16 protein-coding genes are annotated in these 23912 nt (G+C 65.5%); 11 read left to right on the plus strand and 5 right to left on the minus strand.

The window, feature by feature from the left end:
• The first annotated feature begins 59 nt into the window (after positions 1 to 59).
• The 11 genes from FHP89_RS04000 (at position 60) to FHP89_RS04050 (ending at position 16946) form a co-directional block, all read left to right on the plus strand.
• Entirely contained in the window at positions 60 to 428 is a 369-nt protein-coding gene (locus FHP89_RS04000; RefSeq protein WP_144179161.1) for a sirohydrochlorin chelatase, read from the plus strand.
• Between the two features lie 46 nt (positions 429 to 474).
• The gene (locus FHP89_RS04005) at positions 475 to 3117 is read left to right on the plus strand and encodes a CHASE domain-containing protein (RefSeq protein ID WP_186300364.1); all 2643 of its coding nucleotides are present in this window, start codon (positions 475 to 477) and stop codon (positions 3115 to 3117) included.
• A complete protein-coding gene (locus tag FHP89_RS04010) occupies positions 3114 to 4031 on the plus strand; it encodes an ATP-binding response regulator (RefSeq protein ID WP_144179163.1) in 918 nt (305 codons plus the stop codon). Before FHP89_RS04005 ends, FHP89_RS04010 begins: the two co-directional genes overlap by 4 nt.
• Before the next feature lie 68 nt (positions 4032 to 4099).
• Positions 4100 to 5152, plus strand: a complete 1053-nt coding sequence (locus FHP89_RS04015) for an efflux RND transporter periplasmic adaptor subunit (protein ID WP_144179164.1) — start codon at positions 4100 to 4102, stop codon at positions 5150 to 5152.
• A gap of 90 nt (positions 5153 to 5242) precedes the next feature.
• Positions 5243 to 6517, plus strand: a complete 1275-nt coding sequence (locus tag FHP89_RS04020) for an NAD(P)/FAD-dependent oxidoreductase (protein ID WP_144179165.1) — start codon at positions 5243 to 5245, stop codon at positions 6515 to 6517.
• A gap of 10 nt (positions 6518 to 6527) precedes the next feature.
• Positions 6528 to 9794 carry an efflux RND transporter permease subunit gene (locus FHP89_RS04025; RefSeq protein WP_260851471.1) on the plus strand — a complete coding sequence of 1089 codons (3267 nt, stop codon included), beginning with the start codon at positions 6528 to 6530 and terminating at the stop codon, positions 9792 to 9794.
• Positions 9791 to 10015 (plus strand): YgaP family membrane protein, encoded by a 225-nt coding sequence (locus tag FHP89_RS04030; RefSeq protein ID WP_186300365.1) that lies wholly within the window; start codon positions 9791 to 9793, stop codon positions 10013 to 10015. Before FHP89_RS04025 ends, FHP89_RS04030 begins: the two co-directional genes overlap by 4 nt.
• Before the next feature lie 58 nt (positions 10016 to 10073).
• Positions 10074 to 13868, plus strand: a complete 3795-nt coding sequence (locus FHP89_RS04035) for a PAS domain S-box protein (RefSeq protein ID WP_144179166.1) — start codon at positions 10074 to 10076, stop codon at positions 13866 to 13868.
• Positions 13865 to 14764: an ATP-binding response regulator gene (locus FHP89_RS04040; protein WP_144179167.1), complete on the plus strand. Its 900-nt coding sequence runs from the start codon at positions 13865 to 13867 to the stop codon at positions 14762 to 14764. Before FHP89_RS04035 ends, FHP89_RS04040 begins: the two co-directional genes overlap by 4 nt.
• 151 nt (positions 14765 to 14915) lie before the next feature.
• A complete protein-coding gene (locus FHP89_RS04045; protein WP_186300366.1) occupies positions 14916 to 16463 on the plus strand; it encodes a SpoIIE family protein phosphatase in 1548 nt (515 codons plus the stop codon).
• A 180-nt stretch (positions 16464 to 16643) separates the two neighbouring features.
• Positions 16644 to 16946 carry a PilZ domain-containing protein gene (locus tag FHP89_RS04050; protein ID WP_144179169.1) on the plus strand — a complete coding sequence of 101 codons (303 nt, stop codon included), beginning with the start codon at positions 16644 to 16646 and terminating at the stop codon, positions 16944 to 16946.
• Here FHP89_RS04050 and FHP89_RS04055 read toward each other — a convergent pair whose 3' ends face one another.
• The 5 genes from FHP89_RS04055 to nirB form a co-directional block, all read right to left on the minus strand.
• Positions 16947 to 17231 carry a hypothetical protein gene (locus tag FHP89_RS04055; RefSeq protein WP_144179170.1) on the minus strand — a complete coding sequence of 95 codons (285 nt, stop codon included), beginning with the start codon at positions 17229 to 17231 and terminating at the stop codon, positions 16947 to 16949. It abuts the gene before it with no gap.
• Between the two features lie 82 nt (positions 17232 to 17313).
• Positions 17314 to 19026: a bifunctional protein-serine/threonine kinase/phosphatase gene (locus FHP89_RS04060; protein WP_144179171.1), complete on the minus strand. Its 1713-nt coding sequence runs from the start codon at positions 19024 to 19026 to the stop codon at positions 17314 to 17316.
• 185 nt (positions 19027 to 19211) lie between these two features.
• On the minus strand, positions 19212 to 20681 hold the full coding sequence (locus FHP89_RS04065) for a NarK family nitrate/nitrite MFS transporter (protein ID WP_144179172.1): 1470 nt from the start codon (positions 20679 to 20681) through the stop codon (positions 19212 to 19214).
• A gap of 130 nt (positions 20682 to 20811) precedes the next feature.
• Positions 20812 to 21153: a nitrite reductase small subunit NirD gene (gene nirD / locus FHP89_RS04070; RefSeq protein ID WP_144179173.1), complete on the minus strand. Its 342-nt coding sequence runs from the start codon at positions 21151 to 21153 to the stop codon at positions 20812 to 20814.
• Positions 21154 to 21250: 97 nt separating this feature from the next.
• Positions 21251 to 23692, minus strand: a complete 2442-nt coding sequence (nirB, locus tag FHP89_RS04075) for a nitrite reductase large subunit NirB (RefSeq protein ID WP_144179174.1) — start codon at positions 23690 to 23692, stop codon at positions 21251 to 21253.
• Positions 23693 to 23912 lie beyond the last annotated feature (220 nt).

A 23912-nucleotide genomic window follows, 5' to 3' on the forward strand; every position in this document is an offset into this window, starting at 1 on the left:
ACAACCGGCAGCGCGGCGATGCGTCCCGCGACGGTGGCACAACCCACAAGGAGAAGCAGATGGCGGCAAAGGGCATCGTACTTTTTGGACACGGCGCGCGCGACCCGGAATGGGCCGGCCCCATGAAGCGCGTGGCCGCACGCATTGCGGCGCGCTCGCCGGACACGCCGGTGGGTGTGGCCTTCATGGAGTTTCTGACGCCGACGCTGAACGAGGCTGTCGACGCGCTCGCGGCGGCCGGAGTCGAGCACATCACCGTGGTGCCGGTCTTTCTGGCGCAGGGCGGGCACCTGAAGCGCGACGTGCCGCTGCTGGTGGCTGAGGCGGCGGCGCGACATCCGGCGCTGACGGTCACGCAGGTGCTCGCCGCCGGAGAGTCCGACGGTGTGGTTGAAGCGCTTGCAGATTATGCCTTGGGGGTTGCATGATGGCGTCGTAAGCTCTTGCATCCAACCCCTTGCCCGACAGGTTCATGTGAATACGCCCGCCGATATCCCGTCCGAGATTGCTTCCGCCGCACCGCGCAAGGGTGGGCGGATGACGGCGTTGGTGGCCGTGGCGGTGGTCGCGCTCGCGCTGGCGAGCTGGGGTGGGATGCGGGCGCGGGTGCTCGAGAGCGCCCGGCAGCAATTTGCGCTGGATGCCGATGCGGTGGTGGCCACGGCCGAGGCGCGCCTGGCGCGGTTTGCCGAGGTGCAGCGTGGTGCGGCAGGCCTGGTTCGCGTGGCGGCCACCGTGCCCACCAGCGACTGGGAGGCCTATGTCGACGCGCTCAGGCTGACGCGGGCCTTTCCGGGCTTCTCCAGTGTGTCGCTGGGCTGGCGGATTCCCCAAGGTCGGCATGATCAGCTCGATCCTTGGGTGAGCGGCGCGGTCGGCGAGTATTTCGATATCCGGCCGGCTGGCGAGCGGCCCGTGTATTTGCCCGTGGTGCGGGTGGCTCCGGCGCCCATGGACTTGTCACGGGTGCTGGGCTTTGATCTTTTGTCGGACCCGGCCCGTCGGGTGGCTGCCGAGCATGCCTGGCGCTCCGGCGATGTGGCCTTGTCGGCGCACACCGCCGTGCGCGGCGACACGGGCGAGGGCGCGCCGGTGTTTTCACTGGTGATGCCGGTGTATGCCACGGCCGCACCACCGCTCGACGAGGCGCAGCGAGAGGCGGCGGCCATGGGCGTGATCAGCGCCGACTTTTTCGCTGCCGAGTTTCTCGAATCGGTGCTGACCGGTCGCGGTCGGCTGCTCGCCGTTCAGCTCTATGACTCGCGCGACACCGAACTTGCCGAGCGCCTGGCGGTGCGCGGGGTCGATGAACCGTCGGCGCGCTTCGGTGCTGAGCGGCAACTCCATTTTGGTGGCCACGCGTGGTTTTTCCGCTTGAGCTCGACGCCGGCCTACGAGGCCTTGATTCCGTGGTGGCAGGCGTATGTGGTCGCCGCTGGCGTTGCCGCGCTGGGCGCGCTGGTGGTGGTGCTCGTTGGCATGCTCGGCGCCACGCGGCGCAGGGCTGACCGCCTCGCCAAGCGCATGACGGCGGCCCTGCGTGAGAAGGATCAGCGATTGCGCCTGGCGCTGGAGGGGGCGCAAGAGGGCTGGTGGGATTGGGATCCGGCGCGCGGCGGCATGCTGGCCTCGGATCGCGCCCTGAAAATTCTTGGCGTGGTCGAGCGCCACCCCGCCAGCCAGTTGCTGGCCGTGTGGCGCAGCCGGCTGCATCCGCAGGATCGCGCCGCGGTCGATGCGGCGATTGCGCAGCATCTCGATTTCGACGCCTCGCTCGACATGCGCTACCGCATCGTGCTGCCCGATGGCCTCACCCGGTGGTTGCGCACCCGCGGCAAGGCCCGGCGGGATGCCACCGGTGCGGTGCTGGGGGTGGCCGGCTTCGTCGCCGACATCACCGCCGAGCAGCTGGCGGCCGAGGCGCAGACGCGGCTGGCCGCGCGCCATGCCAGCGCCTTGGCCGCGCTGCCGGACCTGCTCTTCGAGTTTGATGAAGACTGCCGTTATGTGGGCTATCACGCCAGCGATGAGGGTGACCTGGCCATGGCGCCGGCAGACTTCATGGGCAAGCGCAGCGCAGACGTTCTGCCGCCGGCGGTGGCGGCCGCGCTGGATGAAGCCTGCCGCAAGGTCGCCGCGAATGGCGGCGTGGAGCACGTGGAATACACGCTCAATACCTTGAGCGGCGAGGCGCAAAGTTTCGAGGGGCGGGTGGTGCGGGTGGAGACCGGCGGCTTTCTGTGTATCGTGCGCAATCTGAGTGAATTCAGGCGTGTCGAGCAGGAACTGACGCGCCATCGCGACAACCTCGCCGATCTGGTGGCGGAGCAGACCATAGATCTGTTGTTGGCCAAGGATGCGGCCGATCGGGCCAGCCGCGGCAAGAGCGAGTTTCTGGCCACGCTCTCGCACGAGTTGCGCACCCCGCTGCATGCAATTCTCGGCTTTGCCGAAATGGGGCTGAACCGGGACCTGAGCGAAGCGCGACGCACCCACTGTTTGCAGCGAATCGAGCTCAGCGGGCAGCGCTTGCTCGGCATGGTGTCTGATCTGCTTGACGTGGCGCGCACCGAATCGGCGCACGGAAAGCTTGCGCTCGCGCCCGTGGACTGGGCCATGGTGTGCCGCGACGTGGTGGATGAGTGCGAGGCGCTCGCGCAGGCCAAGGGCATGCGGCTGCACCTCGAACTGGCCGAGCATCGGTGTCCGGTGCGGGCAGATGGCTTGCGGTTGCAGCAGGTGGTGATGAATCTGGTGACCAACGCGATCAAGTTTTCACCGGTCGGCACACCGGTTGTGTTGCGCCTGGGGGTGCGCGAAGGCGTCTCGTTGCCGGCTGATCCGATGCATGGTGAAGTCATGGAGCTGGAAGTGATTGATCAGGGCATCGGTCTGCCCGAGGACGCGGCCGAGCGGCTCTTCGAGGCCTTTGTTCGTGGTCACCCGGAGCTGCCCGACTCGCCGCCGGGCAGCGGGCTCGGACTGTCGATCTGCCGGCAGTTTGTTGAAGCCTTTGGCGGGCGCATTGCCGCGGCGAATCGCGACGGTGGCGGCGCGGTGTTCCGGGTGCAGCTGCCGTGCGCCCAGGTTGGCGTGGTGACGGGGGTCAAGGCGTGAGTGCGGCGGCGCGCCCGCAGATCTTGCTGGTCGATGACGAGGGTTTCAACCTCGAACTCATGGCCCATGCCCTGTCCAGCCAGGCGTATGACGTGAGTACGGCCGATAGTGGGCGCAGCGCGCTGGCACAGATGGCGGCCAGCACCTCGGGTTTCGATCTGGTGGTGCTCGATCAGCGCATGGCGCCGCCCGACGGGCTGGACGTGTTGCGACAGATGCGGAGCCTGCCGCAACAGGCGCTGACGCCGGTGATCATCCAGACCGCCGTGGCCGATCCGGATACCGTGGCCGAGGGCATTGCCGCCGGCGCTTACTACTACCTTACCAAGCCGTATCGTGCGAATTCGCTGCTGACCCTGGTGCGCGCGGCACTGGCGAATCATGTCGAGCGTACCCAGCTGTCGCTGGAGGTGCGTGAGCTGCGGCGCACGGTGGGCTTGCTGGACGCGGCGCAGTTTCGTCTGCGCAGTGTGGACGAGGCCAGCGCACTCGCCCATGGGCTGGCGGTTTTGTGCGCCACGCCGGATCTGGCCGCCATCGGTTTGTCCGAGTTGCTGCGCAATGCGGTCGAGCACGGCAACCTGGCGATCGGCTACGAGACCAAGGCCGAGCTGGTGCAAAGTGGTCGCTGGCGTGACGAGATCGATCGCCGGATGCGCCTGCCGGCCTACCGTGATCGGCGGGTGTGGGTCGAGGTGCGGCGCGCCGTCGAGTCGGTCAGCATCACCATTCGCGATGAGGGCGAGGGCTTCGACTGGCGGCCGTTCATGGCGCTGTCGGCCGAGCGGGCGACGCAGGTCAATGGCCGCGGGATCTCGCTCGCCTGCCGGCTTGGTTTTTTGTCGGTTGCGTATCGCGATGGCGGGCGCGAGGTAATGGTGAGTTGCGCGCCGGCGGTTGGCCGCCCGAACTGAGCGTCGAGTGACGCACCTGAAGGCGCGGATGTCTTGACACTCAGGAATATCAGCATAAACTAATATGCGTGAAATCCCCGACCCACTCCCTCTCCGTTGTCGCGCTGTGTGCGTTCGCTCTGTCGGCCGCGCCTGCCGTTTTTGCCACCGAGCTTGAAACGGCGCTGGTCGAGCGCGCCGCCACCGGTGTGCGCCATGTGGCCGAAGCCGTTGTCGAGGCGGTCAATAGCGCCACGATTGCCGCCCAGGTGCAAGGACGCATCACCGAGGTGGCGGCCGACGCCGGCGACCGCGTCAGTGCCGGGCAGGTGCTGATGCGCATCGATGCCAGCGAGGCCAATCAGGCCGTCGCTGGCGCCGCGGCATCGGTCGCTCAGGCGCAAGCCACCTATGTGAACGCGCAGGCTGAATGGCGGCGCAATGTGTCGCTGAAGGAAAAGGGCTTTGTCAGCCAGGCGGTGGTCGATCAGGCCGTGGCGGCAATGAATGTGGCGGCCGCGGGGCTGACCGCAGCCAAAGCCGGGCGTGGGCAGGCCGCGACCGTGCGCGATTTCACCCGTATTTCGGCGCCGATCAGTGGCGTGGTTGCCGAGCGCCATGCCGAGGTCGGCGAAATGGCTCAGCCCGGCCGGCCGCTGCTGACACTTTACGACCCGCGCCAGTTGCGTGTCGTGGCGCAGTTGCCGCAGTCGGTAGCGCAAGGTGTGTCGGGCATGCCCTTGGCGGCCGACATCGTGCTGATCGGGCAGGCTGGCCCGGTGGCTGCGACGGCCGTGATGCTGGTGCCGTCGGCCGATCCGAAAACCCACACCATGGAAGTGCGCGCGGTGCTGCCGGCGACGGTGGCCGGCGTCGTGCCGGGTCAGTTTGCGCGTTTGATGCTGCAGGTCGGTACCGCGCCGCGTTTGACCATGCCGGCCGCGGCCGTGCTTCGCCGTGGCGAAGTGACGGCGGTGTATGTCCAGACCGACGCCGGTTTCCGCCTGCGTCAGATACGTCCCGGCGAGGTCTTGCCGGATGGCCGGATCGAGATTCTGGCCGGCCTGAATGAGGGAGACAGGGTCGCCCTGGATCCCATTAAAGCGAGCCTGTTGCGCCAACAAAACGCTTCACAACAATAGCGCGGACTCGCACAACGTGTCTGGACGGGACTTCGGCTGCGCCGGCGCCCGGACCGGATGCACCAGTGCTCATGGCTTGGAGGAGAGACGATGGCGCACATAGTGATTGTTGGAGCGGGGCTCGGCGGACTGCCGATGGCCTACGAAATGAAGGCGCTGGCGCGCGCGGAAGACCGGATCACGGTGGTGGCCAACAATGGCCGCTTCCACTTCACGCCATCGAATCCCTGGGTGGCGGTGAACTGGCGCAAGCGCGATGACATCGAACTCGAGATCGCGCCGCTGCTGGCGAAGAAGAAGATCGAGTTCGTTCAGCAGGCGGTGACTCAGGTGCACGCCTCGGACAACAGCCTGACGCTGGCCGACGGCAGCAGTCTCGAGTACGACATTCTGGTCATCGCGACCGGCCCGCAGCTGGCTTTTGACGAAATCCCCGGCCTCGGGCCCGAGGGCTTCACCCAGTCGATCTGCCATGTGGATCACGCGGTGACGGCCGAGGCGAACTGGCAGGCCTTCGTGAACGATCCTGGCCCGATCGTGGTCGGTGCGGTGCAGGGCGCCTCGTGCTTCGGGCCGGCCTACGAGTTCGCGCGCATCATGGAAACGGACCTGCGCAAGCGCAAGCTGCGCGACCGGGTGCCGATGACCTTCGTCACCTCCGAACCCTACATCGGTCACCTCGGCCTGGGCGGCGTGGGCGACTCGAAGGGCATGATCGAGTCGATGTTCCGCGACCGCCACATCAAATGGATCTGCAATGCCAAGGTCGACAAGGTCGAGGACGGCACCATGTTCGTGACCGAGCATGACGACGAAGGCAAGCCGAAGCGCCAGCACGAGTTGCCCTTCAAGTACTCGATGATGCTGCCGGCCTTCCGCGGCATCGATGCGGTGCGCGGGGTCGAGGGGCTGGTCAATCCGCGCGGCTTCGTGCTGATCGACGAATTCCAGCGCAACCCGCGCTATCCGAACATCTACGGCATCGGCGTGTGTGTGGCGATTCCGCCGGTGGAGGCCACACCGGTGCCGACCGGCGTGCCCAAGACCGGCTACATGATCGAATCGATGGTCACCGCCACCGCCAAGAACATCCGCGCCGTGCTCGATGGCGAGCAGCCGGTCGAGCGTGCCACCTGGAACGCGGTGTGCCTGGCCGACTTCGGCGACACCGGCGCGGCCTTCGTGGCGCTGCCGCAGATTCCGCCACGCAATGTGAACTGGTACTCGGAGGGCCGCTGGGTGCATCTGGCCAAGGTCGGCTTCGAGAAGTACTTCCTGCGCAAGATGAAGAAGGGCACCACCGAGCCGATCTACGAAAAGATCGTGCTCGACGCGCTCGGCATCATGAAACTCAAGAATCGGTAGATCGCACCACGTGAGCAATGACACCCCCTCCCTCGGCCTGTCCGGACAAATCGCCAGCGGCTTTCAGCGCAATGCGCTGACGCCGCTGCTGGCGCTGGTGCTGTTCCTGATGGGGGTGTTCGCCACCTTGATCACCCCCAAGGAGGAAGAGCCCCAGATCGACGTCACCATGGCCAACGTCTTCGTGCCTTTTCCGGGTGCCTCGGCGCGGGAGGTGGAGTCGCTGGTGTCGCGTCCGGCCGAGCAGGTGCTCTCGCGCATGGCCGGGGTTGAGCATGTGTATTCGGTGTCGCAGCCGGACATGTCGGTGCTCACCGTGCAGTTCGAGGTCGGTGTGCCCAATCAGGACGCGCTGGTGCGGCTCTACGACACGCTGGAGTCGCACCGCGACTGGCTGCGCCCCGAACTGGGCGTGCTCGAACCCATCGTCAAGCCGAAGGGCATCGACGATGTGCCGATTGTCGGCCTCACGCTGTGGACCGAGGACCCCGATCGCGCCGGCTTCGACATGCAGCAGGTGGCCCGCGCGATCGAGATCGACCTCAAGCGCATCCCCGGCACGCGTGACGTGGTGACCATCGGCGGCCCCGGCCATGTGCTGCGCGTGCTGATGGACCCGGCGCGGATGAACGCGCATGGCGTGACGGCGGCGGACCTCAAAGCCGCGCTGCAGGTGTCGAATGCCTCGCAATCCGCCGGCCGGCTGGTGGCCGACAATCAGGAGGTGCTGGTGCAGACCGGCACCTACATCAGCTCGGCGCAGGATGTGCGCGCGTTGGTGGTGGGCGTGGCCGACGGCAAGCCGGTGTATCTGTCGGACGTGGCCGAGGTAGCCAACGGGCCGGACCAGCCCTCGCGCTATGTGTGGTTCGGCGCGGGTGCGGCGGCGGCCGAGCGCGGCATCGACACCGCTGGGGTATCGCCCGCGGTGACGCTGTCGGTGTCGAAAAAGCCCGGCGCCAATGCCTCGGACGTGGCCAACGCGCTGCTCGCCCGCGTCGAGACCTTGCGGGGCACGGTGATCCCCGAGGGCGTCAACGTCACCGTCACCCGCAACTACGGCGAAACCGCCAACGACAAGGCCAACAAGCTGATCGGCAAGCTGGTGTTCGCCACCAGCGCGGTGGTCTTGCTGGTGCTGCTCACGCTGGGCTGGCGCGAGGCGGTCATCGTCGGTCTGGCGGTCACGCTGACCCTGGCGGCGACGCTGTTCGCGTCCTGGGCCTGGGGCTTCACGCTCAACCGGGTGAGCCTGTTCGCGCTCATTTTCTCGATCGGCATTCTGGTGGACGATGCCATCGTGGTGGTCGAGAACATCCATCGCTGGCATTTGCTCGAACCGGACAAACCGCTGTGGCAGCTGATTCCCAAGGCCGTCGACGAGGTCGGCGGGCCGACCATTCTCGCCACCTTCACGGTGATCGCGGCGCTGCTGCCGATGGCCTTTGTGTCGGGCCTGATGGGCCCCTACATGAGCCCGATCCCGATCAATGCCTCGATGGGCATGTTCATCTCGCTGCTGGTGGCCTTTATCGTCACCCCGTGGCTGGCGCAGAAGATGCTCAAGTCGACCAGTGGCCACGCCCATGCCGGCGAAGACCGCATGACGCGGCGGCTCACCGCCTTCTTCCGCGCAGTCATCGGCCCCTTGATCGATGCCAAGCGCGGCCGGCGCAACCGCAGCCTGCTGTGGCTGCTGGTGATCGCGCTGATCGCCGGCTCGGTGGCGCTGGCGGCGGTCAAGCTGGTGGTGCTCAAGATGCTGCCGCTGGACAACAAGTCGGAATTCCAGGTGGTGCTCGACATGCCGGTGGGCACGCCGCTGGAGCGCACTGCGCAGGTGCTGCTGGAGATCGGCGAGGCGGTGGGCAAGACGCCCGAAGTGACCGACTGGCAAGCCTACGCCGGCACCGCCAGCCCGATCAACTTCAACGGCCTGGTGCGCCAGTACTACCTGCGCAGCGCGCCGGAGCAGGGCGACTTGCAGATCAATCTGGTCGACAAGGCGCACCGTGATCGCAGCAGCCATGAGGTGGCCGGTGCGGTGCGTGCGGCGGTCACCGCCATCGCGCGAGCGCACGGCGGCAACGCCAAGGTGGTCGAAGTGCCGCCCGGCCCGCCGGTGCTCTCGCCCATCGTCGCCGAAGTCTATGGCCCGGACTACACCGGCCAGCTGGCGGTGGCGCAGCAGGTGCGCGAGGTCTTCGACACCACGCCCGACATCGTCGGCGCCGACGACAGCATCGACGAGACCGCGCCCAAGCTGGTGCTGCGGGTCAATCAGGCCAAGGCGGCGCTGATGGGCGTGGCGCAGGCGCAGATCGTTGAAGTGATGCGCCTCGGTCTCGCCGGTGAGAGCGTGACGCCGCTGCATGGCGGCGACAACAAGTACGAGATCCCGGTGCGCATCCAGTTGCCGCCCACGCAGCAGTCAACGGTGGCGCATCTGCTGCAACTCAAGCTGCGCGCGCAGGACGGCACGCTGATACCGGTGTCCGAGCTGGTCAGCGTACACCCCACCGAGCGCGACCAGGTCATCTATCACAAGGACTTGCTGCCGGTGGTGTATGTGACCGCCGATATGGCCGGCGCGCTCGACTCGCCGCTCTACGGCATGTTCGACATCCGCAGCCAGATCAAGGACATGCCGCTGGTGGGCGAGCGCCTGGCTGGCGTGCTGGACGAGTGGTTCATCCAGCAGCCGCACGACCCCTACGCCGGCTACAGCGTGAAATGGGACGGCGAGTGGCAAGTGACCTACGAGACCTTCCGCGACATGGGCGCCGCCTACGCGGTCGGCCTGATCCTGATTTACCTGCTGGTGGTGGCGCAGTTCCGCCGCTATCTGGTGCCGCTGATCATCATGGCGCCGATCCCGCTGACCATCATCGGCGTGATGCCCGGCCACGCCTTGCTTGGCGCGCAATTCACCGCCACCTCGATGATCGGCATGATCGCGCTGGCCGGCATCATCGTGCGCAACTCCATCTTGCTGGTGGACTTCATCAACCACCAGGTGCGCGCCGGCGTGCCCTTTGCCGAGGCGGTGATCACCTCGGCCGCGGTGCGCGCCAAGCCGATCGGCCTGACCGCGCTGGCCGCCATGATTGGCGCCGCCTTCATTCTCGACGACCCGATCTTCAACGGCCTGGCGATCAGCCTCATCTTCGGCATCCTGGTGTCCACGGTGCTGACGCTGGTGGTGATCCCGGTGCTGTATTTCGCGGCCATGCGCCATCGCGTGGCTGAACTGCAATCAGAAGGACATCCGTCATGACGCTGACCGTCAATCAATTCGTTCGCATCTTCGCCGGCGCCTTTGTGCTCATCTCGCTGGCGCTGGGGGTGGAAGCCTCGCCGCTGTTCGTGAACGCTAACTTTCTGTGGTTTACCGCCTTTGTCGGCGCCAATCTTTTCCAGAGCGGCTTCACCGGGCTGTGCCCGCTGGAGACCGTCCTGCGCAAGCTCGGCGTCAAGGACAGCATCGGCTGCAGCTGAGCCTCAATCAGGGGCGTTCTGCCCTCAAGTCAGCGCGGGTTTGGGCCGATAAGCAGGAATGTCGTCCCCCGACTCCGCTTCGCTGACTTTGCCTGAGACATCTTCCGGCGCTGAGGCTCACGCCGCCCGCGCCGCGTCCTTGCGCCGGGCGTTTCCCCTCGCGCTGATGGTGTTGCTGCTTGGCGTGGTACTGACCTGGGCCGGCGCACACTATGTCGACCGTCTGGAGTCCGCACGGACGCAGCAAGATACCGAGCACGCCGTCAATCGGGTGACCGCCGCCCTGCAGGAGCGGCTGAACTACTACATCGGCCATATGCGCGCCGCGGCCGGGCTGTTTGTCGCCTCGGAACGAGTGAGTCTGTTTGAGTGGGAGCGTTACATCGCCACCACTGAGTTGCGCCCCCTCAACGAGATGGGCGCGGCCGGGCTGGTGTACGCCCCGCGGGTCGCCGCTGACCGGCGGGCCGACTGGGAAGACTTCATGTTCTACGCCTACGACCGGGTCATCGCGATTCGCGGCTCGGCCGAAGGCGCGGCGTTTCCTGCCCAGTTCGCGGCGCCGCGGGTCAGCACGCTGGAGGTGATTCTGGGTTTCGATCTGGCCTCCAATCCTGTCCGTCGTGCGGCGATCGAAGCGTCGATCACGCGCGGTGACATCGTGCTCAGTGCGGCCATTACGCTCAAGGACGCGGGAGATGCTTCACCCGCCGGCATCCTCGCCTTGCCGGTGTTCCATCCGGCCAAAGAGCTGCGGCACGACGTGCCCGACCGTGATCTGGTGCGCGGCGTCGTAGTGCTCGGCGTCCGCTATGGCGACTGGATCGCCTCGGTGTCGAATGACTGGATCGACAAGGTTCAGGTTGAACTGCTGGATGAAACCGATGCGCTTGCCGTTCCTCTCGTGTCGCTGGGCATGTCGCCGGCCAGGCCTGGCGTGTCGCGGCGGCTGGTGGTTGGCGGGCGTCAGTTACGCCTGGTTTTCTATCCGGTCGCGCAACTGGGTGACAATGTTGCCGGGCTCACGGTGCGGGCGGCGGGTGCCTTGCTGACCCTGGCCTTTGCTTTGCTGACCTTCTATCTGGCCTCGGGCCGACATCGTGCCCTGGCGTCGGCAGAGCGTATCGGTGGTGCGCTGGCGGAGTCGGAGCGACGTTTTTCCCTGGCCGCGACAGCCACCAGCGACGGCATCTGGGAGTGGGCCTCCGACCGGCCCGAGATGTATTTGTCGGCGCGGGCCCAGTACATGCTGTTTGGCGCTCCGAGGTCGGGCCCCATTGGCTGGCGTGATGTTCTGCATTGTCTGGCCCCTGACGAGCGGCGGGTGTTGTTGCTCGCCTTGCGCGGGCATTTGCGCCATCGACAGCCGCTGGAAGTTGCCATTCGCGTCCCGGGCGGCGATGGCGAGGACCGTCAGTTGTTGGTTCGTGGGCGGGCGGCATGGGACGCCGTTGGCCGGGCGGCACGCGTGGCCGGCGCCATTTCCGATGTCTCGTTGCTGCATGAGCGCGAAGTGGCGCTGGAGCGGGCGCGAGAGTTTTACGCGCGGGTGCTCGATTTCCTCCCGCATCCGGTGTTGGTCAAGTCGGCCGATCATCGGTATGTGCTCGCCAATCAGGCCGCCGGGGTGTTTCTCGGACGCGAATCCGAAAGCATTGTGGGGCTGCGGACCGAGGATGTGTTGCCGGGCCAGTCGGCCAAGCATCTGGCCGAAGATGCGCGGGCGCTTGCCGGCGCGGTCAGCACGCAGGAGTTTCATCTGACGCTCGATAGCGGCAGCGAGCACGACGCGATCATCAGCAAGGCGGGCGTTGCCGGCCTCGATGGCGAGCCGGTGGTGCTGGTGACGATCACCGATGTGAGTGCGTTGCGCCGCGTGGAGCAAGCGCTCAAATCGTCCCTGTCCGAGCTCGACGCATTGTTCCGTAACTCCCCCTTGGGCATGGCGATGGTGCGGGTCGACGGCAGCATCGTGCGGGTCAATGAGGCGTTTTCGCAGATTGTCGGCGTGGCGGCGGATGCCCTGCCCGGGATGCGCTACGCCGAACTGACGCCGCCGCGCCTGCATGCGCTGGATCGAGAGAAGACGATTGATGCCTTGCATGAGGGTGTGGTGACGCCATATGAGCGCGCCTTCGTTCGCCCCGACGGCACCGAAGTGCCGGTGTTGCTGAGCGGCGCGGTGATGCGTGAAGAGGAGGGCGGTACCGCGATCTGGACGGTGGTCGAAGATATTTCCGAACGCAAGGCGGCCGAGGCGGAACTGGCGGCAGCGCACGCCACCAATGCGTCCATCATTGAGGCGATGCCCGACATTCTGGTGCAGTTCGACGCCGATCTGCGCCTGGTTGCGGTGCGTACGCGGCAAGGTGCGCCGCTGACCGTGGGGATGGACGGTGCGCTTGGGCGGCCGCTGGAAGAAATCATTTCTCAGAAGCGGTTTGCACAAGTGGTGCCGACCCTGCGCCGGGCGCACATGACCGGCCAGTTGCAGTGTGTGGAATACCAGGCGCCGGACCCCGACGGCATGATTCAGGACTATGAAGCCCGGGTCGCCCCGGTGGGCACCGGCGGATTGCTGGTGGTGCTGCGCAATGTGTCGGAACTCAAGGCCCGGGAGCGCGCGTTGCGCGAGAGCGAGGCCCGTTTCCGGCTGCTGGCCGACGCTGCGCCCGTGGTGATCTGGCTGGCCGACCCGACGCTCAACATCACCTATGTCAATCGAAGCTGGCGAACGCTGACCGGTATGACCAGGGTGGATGTTCAGGGCACGGACTGGTTGCGTTATGTGCATCCGGATGATCTGGCCGCGGTGAAAGAGGTCGGCCGGGAGGCGCGTCAAACCCAAAAGGCCTATCAGCTTGAGTTCCGGGTGCGCCGGCCCGGCGGGCGCTATGCCTGGCTGATGGCCAAGGGCGAGCCGCGGGTCGACGATCAGGGCCGCCTCGTGGGCTTTATCGGTGTCGGTGTGGATATTTCGAATGAAAAGAAGGCGAACGAGGCCTTGCGCCAGCATCGCGATCACCTGGCCGAACTGGTGTCAGAGAAGACGGCCGGGCTGATCGAGGCGAAGGAGGTGGCCGAGCGGGCCAACGAAGCCAAGTCGCGCTTTCTGGCCAACATGTCGCACGAGCTGCGCTCGCCGATGCATGCGGTGCTCAGTTATGCCCGCCTGGGCGAGAACAAGGCGCTCAGTGCGCCGGCAGACAAACTGCAGGACTATTTTCAACGCATCCGCAGTAGTGGCGACCGTCTGTTGAAACTGGTCGACAACCTGCTCGATCTGTCCAAGCTCGAAGCCGGGCGCATGGTGCTCGATATTCAGCCCCTGGCGCTCAGTGCGGTGCTCGATGAGGTGCTCGATGAGGTCGAAGGGCTTCGGGTGGCCCGAGGGATTCAACTGGCGACACAGATTCAAGACGTGCCCGCCGTTGCGGGAGATGCTCCGCGCATTGGTCAGGTGGTACGCAATCTGTTGTCCAATGCGATCAAATTCTCGCCCGCGGGCGGGGAGATTCTTGTACAAGTGGGGCATGACACATTGCCTTGCGGTCGGCGCACCGACGATGCCGGCGACCGCGACGCCGTCGCCTTGCGCGTGATTGATCAAGGCATCGGCATACCCGATGCGGAACTCGAAGCGGTATTCGACAAATTCGTGCAAAGTAGTGTGACCCGAACCGGTGCAGGCGGGACGGGTCTGGGTCTGGCAATTTGCCGCGAAATCCTGCTCGCGCATGGCGGCCGGATTCACGCCCGAAACATGGCAGGCGGGGGGGGCTGCTTCGAAATCATACTGCCGGCGTTCTCGCCGGCCGACGGACGCTTGGCGGAGGAGCAGCTGGAACCATGAGTCAGATCCGTATTCTTGTTGTTGATGATGAGCCCTTCAATCTGGACATCATCAGCGAATATCTCGAGGGCGCCGGCTATTTGCTGCAGATGGCCGAGAGTGGTGAGGAGGCCTGGACCTACCTGCGTCGCGGCGATTCGCGCTTCGACCTGGTGGTGCTCGACCGCATGATGCCCGGCATCGATGGGCTGGAACTGCTGCGCTGGCTCAAGGCGGACCGCCGTCTGGCCGACATTCCCGTCATCATGCAGACCGCCGCGGCCAGCCCCGAGCAGGTGCGCGAAGGGCTGGCCGCGGGGGCGTATTACTACCTCACCAAGCCCTTCGAGCCCGAGAGCCTGCAGAGCATCGTGCGGGCAGCGCTCGACGACCTGCATCAGCGTCGCGCTCTGGCCGAACGGCTGGCCGCGCAGCGTCACGCATTGCAGACCTTGCAGCACGGCGTCTTTGCGTTTCGCACCATGGAAGAGGCGCACGGCCTGGCCGCCCTCGCCGCCTCGATCTGCGATGAGCCCGACGTGGTTGTGCTGGGTTTGTCCGAATTGTTGGTCAATGGCGTCGAACACGGCAATCTCGCGATCTGCTTCGACGAAAAATCGCGTTTGCGCGAGGCAGGCGAGTGGGAAGCTGAAGTCAAGCGCCGCCTGGCGCTGCCCGAGAATCAGAGCAAGTATGTGCGGCTCACGGTGGCCTCCGACCCCCTGGCCTGGGTGTTTTCGATCGAAGACGAAGGCGGCGGCTTTGTGTGGCAGGACTTTCTCGAACTGGCGCCGGAGCGCGCCTTTGCTCCCAATGGACGCGGCATCGCGCTGGCCCGCCAACTGGCCTTCGATGAGCTCGAATACCAGGGCAACGGGAATTGCGTGCGGGCAACGGTGCGCAAGCGGCGGCATTAACGCGGTCAATGCATCGCCGCCGCGGTGTGGTATTTGTGGCCTCGCCCGGCGCAGAATTCGGGCACACTAGGCAAAAAGACATAGTCGGTGACGCGGCCGTGGCGGAGAAATCCGCGGCATGACGCGCGTCGGCAGAATAACGAGCGATACGATGTCGAGTGCAGCGCTGAGCGTTCTCGTGGTGGATGACACCTCCGCCAACCGAAACCTGATGGCGGCCTTTCTTGCCAAACTGGGGCATGAGGCCGTGTTCGCCGTTGACGGCGTCGAAGCGCTTGAGCGCTTTGGTCAGCGTCGCCCCGACATGATCCTGATGGATCTGATGATGCCACGCATGGACGGCTTTGAGGCCACCCGGCTGGTGCGCGAGCGGCAAGGCGCCATCTGGACGCCCATCGTCATCATGTCGGCGCTCAACTCCGACGCCGATATCGTCGCTGGCCTGGACGCCGGCGCGGACGACTACCTGGTCAAGCCTGTGTCTTTCGCGGTATTCGCGGCCAAGATGCGCACCATCCAGCGCCTGCTCGAGATGGAGCGCCGGCAGCGCGAGTTGCTGGACCGGATGCACGCCATATCGAATGCGGTCATCGACGGCATCATCACCATCGACGAGACCGGTGTGATCCAGTCCGCCAACCCGGCCGCATGCAAGATGTTCGGCTACGAGAACGACGCGCTGGCCGGCAAGAGCGTCAGCGTGCTGGCCGCGCCGCCGGATGGCCGGCAGAGCGACCGTCAGCTGGCGAACTACCTGGCCGGTGGGACGGCCGGTATGATTGGCACCGTCCGCGAACTCCAAGGCGAGCGCGCCGATGGCGAGGTGTTTCCGCTAGAGGTCGGCGTGACCGAGCTGCAGATCGATGATCACCGCCTGTATATCGGCGTGATGCGCGATATCAGCGAGCGCCTCATTCAGCATGCCGCCCTGGCCGAAAACGCCGCCCGCCTGCAGCGCTATCACGACGAGCAGCAACGCGAGCAGGAACTGGCCCGCCAGATCATGGCCAGCCAGGTCGACGCCGCCGGGCTGCGCGATGCGCGGGTGCACTTTACGGTGATGCCGGCGCGACGGTTTTCGGGCGACCTCGTGGTCGCTGCCAGCTCGCCCGGCGGCCGGCTCTACGCCATGCTGGCGGATGCGACCGGGCACGGCCTGTCGGCGGCGATCAGCGTTCAACCGGTGTTGCCGGTGTTTTATGCGCTGGTGGCGCGCGACGTGCCACTGGCACAGCTGGTGGGCGAACTGAATGCGGTCTTGCACCGCTCCTTGCCGATTGGCCGTTTCGTCGGCGCCGCGCTGGCCTGCCTGAATCGTCAGGGTGACGATGTCGAGATCTGGGTGGGCGGGGTGCCGGAGATGGTGCTGGTCGGGGCCGATGGACGAGTGCGCCAGCGCTTCGAATCCAATCACCTGCCGCTTGGCGTGATCGAAACGGGCACGGAAGGCTGTGAAGTTGCGCATGCCCGGACGCTCCCGGGCGATCAGTTGGTGATGTATTCCGACGGCGTCATTGAGGCGACCAATGACAAGGCCGAGGGCTTCGGGCGCTTGCGCCTGGAGGAAGTGTTGCGCGCGCATGCCAAGGACATGCGCATCGACGCGTTGCGCATTGCGCTGGCCGAGCATCTGGCGGGCGCGTCGGCTCACGACGACATGTCGGCGCTCATGCTCGACTGCGCACCGCATCCGCACTGAGGGCTTGCGAGCGACATGGCGCGCCAGGGGCAGGCTCGCCCGGCGCAAAAAAACCTACGGTTTGCCGGCCGTGCGCCGTTATCTCTCAGGATTGGGCGGCGTCTGTTCAGATGTCCGCGTGCTTCGATGTGGTGCCTGCGCGCCGCGACCTTTTTGACCTCTCGGTACCAGCGATCAGCCATGAATCCATATGACGACCGACGCGCTTCCCGGCGAATTCCCCTGGGCTGCAATGCCATGATCAAGCCCGCCGGCCAAGCGCCTGCCGTGCCGGCGCACTGCATTGAGCTGAGCCCCGGCGGCATGACGCTGGAGAGCGACTATGTGCCGAGTCTGTCGGAAATGCTCGACGTGCTGGTGCGCCAGCCCGAAGGCGGGCTGGAGCGCCCACCCTTGCATGTGCGGGTGGAGGTCAAGCGTTGCCACAAGTCCGAGTCGGGCAAATACGTGCTCGGCGCGCAGATCGTACAAGTGCTCAAATAGTTAGCGGCACACCAGTGTCGGCGCCGGGCTGTCCTTGGCGTTGTTGGCGGCCACCGCGGTCACCACGCATTTCATGGCGCCACATTCACAATTGAAGACCAGCGCCTGCGTCATCACCAGGCGCTGACCGCCCGAGCAGGCGCAGGGCTCGACGTATTTGCTGCCTGTCGCGGCTGGCTCGGCGGGTGTCGTGCTCGCACTTGGCGGCTTGGGCGAGGCGGCCAGCGCGCCCTGGCACAGCAGACCGAGGGCGAGTGCCGCAAGCAGGCGGGGCATTCGGGGCATGATGGTTCTCCAGACAAGGCCAGCCGAGCGGCCAGCTACTGCTCCCAGTATGGCCAATGGATGCGCGTGCCGAAAGGGCGAGTCAGCGCGCCAGTTGCCAGAGATTGAGCAGAAACAGGATCACGCACAGCACCTGCCACACGGCGACCGGGTTTTTCTGGATCAGCGGCTGACGGCGGATGTTCTCGACCAGCGCCGGGTTGGGCACGGTGAAGTCCTGCAGAAACTCCGAGAAGGCGTGGTAGCGGTCGACCGGATTGGGCTGCAGCGCTTTCTTGAGACAGCCCTCAATCCACAGCGGCAGATCGTGGCGGCGGTGGCGGGCGGGGATGTAGTCCAACTCGGTGTAAGACTTGAGGCTGACACGCTTGACCGCCGGTTCGTCGAAAGGCAGGGCGCCGGTGATCATCTCGTAGGCAATCACCGCCAGCGAGAACAGGTCGGAGCGGAAGCTGCCACGCTCGCCCATCAGGTATTCGGGCGCGACGTAATTGACGCTGCCTTGCGGCACGGATTTGTCCAGCGGCGAGGCGATCTCGTCGGTGCCGGCGATCATCACCGTGCCGAAGTCGAGAATCTTCACCCGGCCGTCACGGTTGATCATGATGTTTTCGGGCTTCAGATCCTGATGCACCATGTCGGCGCGCTGAAAGGCGCGCAGGCCGGCGATGGTCTGGCGGATGATGTCGCGCACCGCGTCCAGCGGCGGTTCGGGGTTGTCCTGCATCCACTCGCGCAGGTTCATGCCCTCGATGTGTTCGCCCAGATAAGTCATGAACTGCTTGGTCGGCCGCCCCGGGTAGGTCTTCATCACGTTGGGGTGGTCAATGCGCTGCCCCACCCATTCTTCGCGGATGAAACCATCCAGATACAGCGCATCTTCGGCAAAGTTCTGCGAGGGCGCCTTGAGCACATAGCGCTGGCCGGTGTCGATGTCCTTGACCAGATACATGTGGCTGCGCGTGCCGGAGAAGATCACGTCCAGTACCTCGTAGCCGTCGATCTTGTTGCCGGGGGTGAGCACCGGCGGGATCGGCCGCTGGGTGAGGCGGCGGTGGGTTTCTTCGAGCGTTTCGAGTGGCAGGGTGTCGACCGCCACCAGCAGGGCCGAGAGGTTGTCGTCCGAGCCGGCGGCGAGGGCCTCATCGACCAGCTGACGGGCGAGGGTTTCGAGATCGCCGTCGGCGGCGGTGACGATGTCGCGGATGCGGGTGCTCGGCAGCACGCCGTGCACGCCATCGGTGGTGAGCAGCACCCGGTCGCCTTCGAGCAGTTCGCGGGTGAGGTAGTCGACCTCCAGCCGGGTGTCGGCGCCGAGCGCGCGGGCGAGGAATTCGCGCCCGCCTTCGGTCATCACATGGTCGCGGGTGAGCTGCTCCAGCGTCTTGCCGCGCATATGCCATACCCGGCTGTCGCCGGCATGGAACACATGCAAGGTGTTGGACTTGATGACCGCCGCCGAGAAGGTGGTGAGCAGGCTGTCGCGCGTGCCGTGGCGCGCGGCGTTCTGGCGATACACCCATTGGTTCAGGCCGTTGAGCACCTGGCTGGCGGCCTTGCGCACGCTCCAGGTCGGTGGGGTGCTGAAATAGTCGTTGATGAAGCCGGTGACCGCCATCTGGCTGGCAATCTCGGAATCCGCCGCGCTGCTGACCCCGTCGCACATCACCGCCGCCGCGCCTTTGAGGTCGCGCTCCGACCCGTCGGGCAGGTGGGCCGCGAAGGCGTCCTGATTGACGGGTTTGACCCCTTCGATCGAGTGGCCGCCGAAGCGCACTTCAAGGCGCGTGCTCATGGGCTGTCAGCTCCTGTGGGAAAGGCCGGCGGGGGCCGGCCTTTGTCATGGTGTGGGTTACGGGCGTAGGTTGGGTTGAGCGAAGCGAAGCCCAACGTGCAAAGCCGTACCAGCCTCCAATGTTGATTGTTGGGCTTCGCTGCGCTCAACCCAACCTACGCATTTTCCGTCGATTCTACCCAGCCTCAGCTCACGCTGATCAGCTCCACCGACCCATCTTCGCGCACTTCGGTCATGTGGCCTTTCGGCTCTTCCATGAACAGCAGGGTGACGAAGCCGAGCACGGCGGTGAGTGCGATCACGCTGAAGAAGATCTCGTAGCTGACTAGCGACAGCACGGTGAGGTACACCACCGCGCCGACGTTGCCGTAGGCGCCGGTCATGCCGGCGATCTGGCCGGTCAGGCGACGCTTGATCAGCGGCACCACGGCAAACACCGCGCCTTCGCCAGCCTGCACGAAGAAGGAGCAGGCCATCGCTACGCCCACGGCCAGCCACAGCGGCCAGCTGCTGTTGGTCATCGCCATCAGGGCGTAGCCCCCGGCCAGGCCGGCGGTGAGGATGAGCAGCGTCTTCTTGCGGCCGAAGCGGTCGGAGATCCAGCCGCCGCCGGGGCGCGACATGAGGTTCATGAAGGCGTAGGCCGAGGCCACCAGGCCGGCATACACCGGGTCGAGGTTGAAGGTTTCGGCAAAGAACAGCGGCAGCATCGAGACCACGGCCAGCTCGGAGCCGAAGGTGGCGAAGTACAGGATGTTGAGCACCGCGACCTGCTTGAACTTGTAGCGATGCATCTCCGGCACCGGGGTGGTGAAGATCTCGCGATTTACCGCGTAGGCGCTGTAGCAGTCATACACATAGATGGCGGCCAGGCCGACATAGACGGCGGTGGCGGCGAACTCGGAGATCATCTTGACGCCGGCGGGCGAGAGCTTCCAGGTCAGCAGCGCGAGCGCGGCATACATCGGGATCTTCATCAGCAGCAGGAAGTAGAAGTCGCCGGTGCTGGTCACTTCCAGGCCGCCGCTTTTCTTCGGCTTGAAATAGGTCGAGCCCTTGGGTGTGTCGCTGACGTTGAAGTACCAGATGAATGAGAAGATCAGGCTCAGCGCGCCGGTGATGCCGATGGCGTAGCGCCAGCCGTCGTCACCGCCGAACACCAAGGCCAGCGTCGGCAGCAGCATGGCCGCGGCAGCGGAGCCGAAGTTGCCCCAACCGCCGTAGATGCCTTCGGCCGTGCCCAGCTCATTGGCGGGAAACCACTCGCTGACCATGCGGATACCGACCACGAAGCCCGCGCCGATGAAGCCGAGCAGGAAGCGCGCGATGGCCGCCTGGGTAAAAGTGTCGGCCAGCGCGAACATGAAGCAGGGCACGCTGGAGATGAACAGCAGCGCGGCGTAGGTGATGCGCGGGCCGTACTTGTCGGTGAGCATGCCGATCAGGATGCGCGCCGGGATGGTGAGCGCGACGTTGAGAATCAGCAGGGTCTTGACCTGCCCGGGCTCCAGCCCCAGTGACTTGGCAATGGCGCCCAGCAGCGGTGCGTGGTTGAACCACACGAAGAAGGTGATGAAGAACACCATCCATGACAGGTGGAGGATCTTCATTTTCCCCGTGAAAGAGAGCAGGTTGAAGCCTTTCTCGTTAGACATGTGTCACCTCGTGATGCTGTAAAAAATCTGGGGTCTCGCCGGGCTTGGGGCCGAGCGGGGCCGGCGCGGGCAGCAAGTTGCCTGCGCTTGTGTGATGGATGTGCGGGCCGGCCTGGCGCCGGCGGCGTGCTTAGAGTTGGAGGAAGACCATGCCGTCCTCGACCTTGACGGCGAAGGGCTTGGTGCAGCCCTTGTCGGGCGCGACCGCCTCGCCGTTTTCGAGCTGGATCTTCCAGTTGTGCAGCGGGCAGGTCACCGATCGGCCATGCACCATGCCTTGCGACAGCGGGCCGCCCTTGTGCGGGCACTTGTCATGCACGGCAAAGACTTCGTCCTCGCGGTTGCGGAAGACCGCGATGTCGCCGTGGGCGGTGCTGCCGACCACGCGCGAGCCGAGCACCGGAATCTCGTCGAGTTTGAAAACCGGCCGCCAGGTCAGATCGGTGGGGGTGTCGAGTGATTGTGTCGTCATGGTGTGTCTCAATTCGAGGAAATGTGCTTAGAGCGGCGTGCCTTCATCGTCGGTCTCGACGGGCCACCAGTGATCCCATTCATTCATGTCAGGCGCCTCACGCAGTCACGTCTTCAAAGTTGCGGCGCAGCTCGGGCTGCTCGGCGCGCTCTTGCCACGGATCGACGTAGCCCTGCAGCGCGAACAACAGCCGCTCGTAGAGCGCTTTGCGGTTGGCCGTGTCGTCGAGCACTCGCTTCTTCACATAGTCGAGGCCGACGCGTTCGATGTAATGGACGGTGCGCTCGAGGTAGAAGCCCTCTTCTCGGTAGAGCTGCAGGAAGGCGGCGGAGACTTCCTTCACTTCCTCGTCGGTCTGCACCTTGCAGAAGAACTGCGCCACTTCGGTCTTGATGCCGCCGTTGCCGGCGACGTAGATTTCGTAGCCCGAATCGACACCGATCACGCCCACGTCCTTGATGCCGGCCTCGGCGCAGTTACGCGGGCAGCCGGACACCGCCAGCTTGACCTTGTGCGGGCTGTACATGCCGAACAGCATCTTCTCCAGCTTGACGCCCATCTCCATCGAGCGCTGGGTGCCGAAGCGGCAATGCTCGGAGCCGACGCAGGTTTTGACGGTGCGGATCGACTTGCCATAGGCGTGGCCCGAGACCATGCCGGCCTGGTTGAGGTCGTGCCAGATCAGCGGCAGATCGCCCTTCTTGACGCCGAGCAGGTCGATGCGCTGGCCGCCGGTGACTTTCACCGTCGGCACCTGGTATTTGTCGGCAGCGTCGGCAATGGCGCGCAGTTCCGCCGGCGTGGTCAGCCCGCCGAGCATGCGCGGCACCACCGAGTAGGTGCCGTCTTTCTGGATGTTGGCGTGAGCGCGCTCGTTGATGAAGCGGCTCTGCGCGTCATCCTTGGCTTCATGCGGCCAGGTCGAGATGCAGTAGTAGTTGAGCGCCGGGCGGCACGAGGCGCAGCCGTTGGGCGTGCTCCACTCCATGAAGTCCATCACCGCCTGAGGCGACAGCAGCTTGTGTTCGCGCACGGCTTTACGTACTTCGCCGTGCGAGTGGTCGGTGCAGCCGCACACCGCCTTGTTGTTGGAGTCGGCCGGCTGGTAGGCGCCGCCGATGGTCGAGGCCAGGATCTGTTCGACCAGGCCGGTGCAGGAGCCACACGAGCTCGACGCCTTGGTGTGCTTGCGCACCTCGTCCAGCGTGAACAAGCCGTTTTCCTTGATCGACTTGACGATGTCGCCCTTGCACACGCCGTTGCAGCCGCACACCTCGGCGGTGTCGGGCATGGCCGCGGCGGAGTTCACGCCCTTGTGGCCGGCGTCGCCCAGGTGGCTGTTGCCGAAGAGCAGGTGGTCGCGAATCTCGCCGATGTTCTGGCCGTCCTTGAGCATCTGGAAATACCAGGCGCCGTCCTTGGTGTCGCCGTACATCACGGCGCCGACCAGCTTGTCGCCCTTGAGCACCACGCGCTTGTAGATGCCGGCACCCGGATCGTTGAGCACGATGTCCTCGGTGCCGTCGCCGCCCATGAAGTCGCCGGCCGAGAACACATCGATGCCGGTGACCTTTAGCTTGGTGGACGTGACCGAGCCCTTGTACAGCCCGATGCCGAACATCGCCAGGTGGTTGGCACATACCTTCGCCTGCTCGAACAGCGGCGCCACCAGACCGTAGGCGATGCCGCGGTGGTTGGCGCATTCGCCCACGGCGTACACGCGCGGATCGTAGGTCTGCATGGTGTCATTGACCACGATGCCGCGATTGCAATGAATGCCGGCGGATTCGGCCAGCGCGGTGTTGGGGCGGATGCCGGCGGCCATCACCACCAGATCGGCCGGCACAGCGTCGCCATCCTTGAACACCACTTTCGACACCCGACCCGACTCGCCCGCCTGCAGCTCGGCGGTGAATTTGGGCAGCAGAAACTTCATGCCCTTGGCTTCGAGCGACTTGCGCAACATGTTGGCGGCGGTCTGGTCGAGCTGGCGCTCCATGATCCAGTCGCTGATGTGCACCACGCTCACATCCATGCCACGCAGCGCCAGGCCGTTGGCCGCTTCGAGGCCGAGCAGGCCGGCGCCGATGACCACGGCGTGCTTGTGGCGGGCGGCCGCTTCGATCATGGCGTCGGTGTCGGCGATGTCGCGATAGGCGATCACGCCCGGCAGGTCGGCGCCCGGGATCGGCAGCATGAAGGGGTTGGAGCCGGTGGCCAGCAGCAGGCGGTCGTATTCGACCTCGCAGCCGTCCTCGCCAAACACCTTGCGCGCCTTGCGGTCGATCTTCACGACCTTGTTGTTCAGGCGCAGGTCGATGCCGTTGTCGGCATACCACTGCTTGTCGTTAAGGATGATGTCCTGAATCGTCATCTCGCCGGCGAGCACCGGCGAGAGCAGGATGCGGTTGTAGTTGGGGTGCGGCTCGGCGCCGAACACGGTGATCTCGTACATGTCGGGCGCGATCTTGATCAGCTCCTCCAGCGTTCGCACGCCGGCCATGCCGTTGCCCACCATCACCAGTTTCAGTTTGCGCATGTCGTGTCCCTTGCTTGCAGCCCAGCCCATGGGCCGAACCGTCATCCGTTGTCAGTGCAGCGCAGCTTAGGCGCCGTATCAGACGGGATTTAGCAAGGGGTGTGCCAGCCGTGTGCTGGCGCGGGATGGAATGGTGCAGCGCGCAAAAAAAGGCCTGTGAAGGCCTGTTTTTGCACCATGGCAGTGCGCGGCGCACCGCCGAGAGGCGTGAGGCGGGCGG

It is taken from the genome of Denitromonas ohlonensis (assembly GCF_007625205.1).
GTDB classification, from domain to species: domain Bacteria; phylum Pseudomonadota; class Gammaproteobacteria; order Burkholderiales; family Rhodocyclaceae; genus Nitrogeniibacter; species Nitrogeniibacter ohlonensis.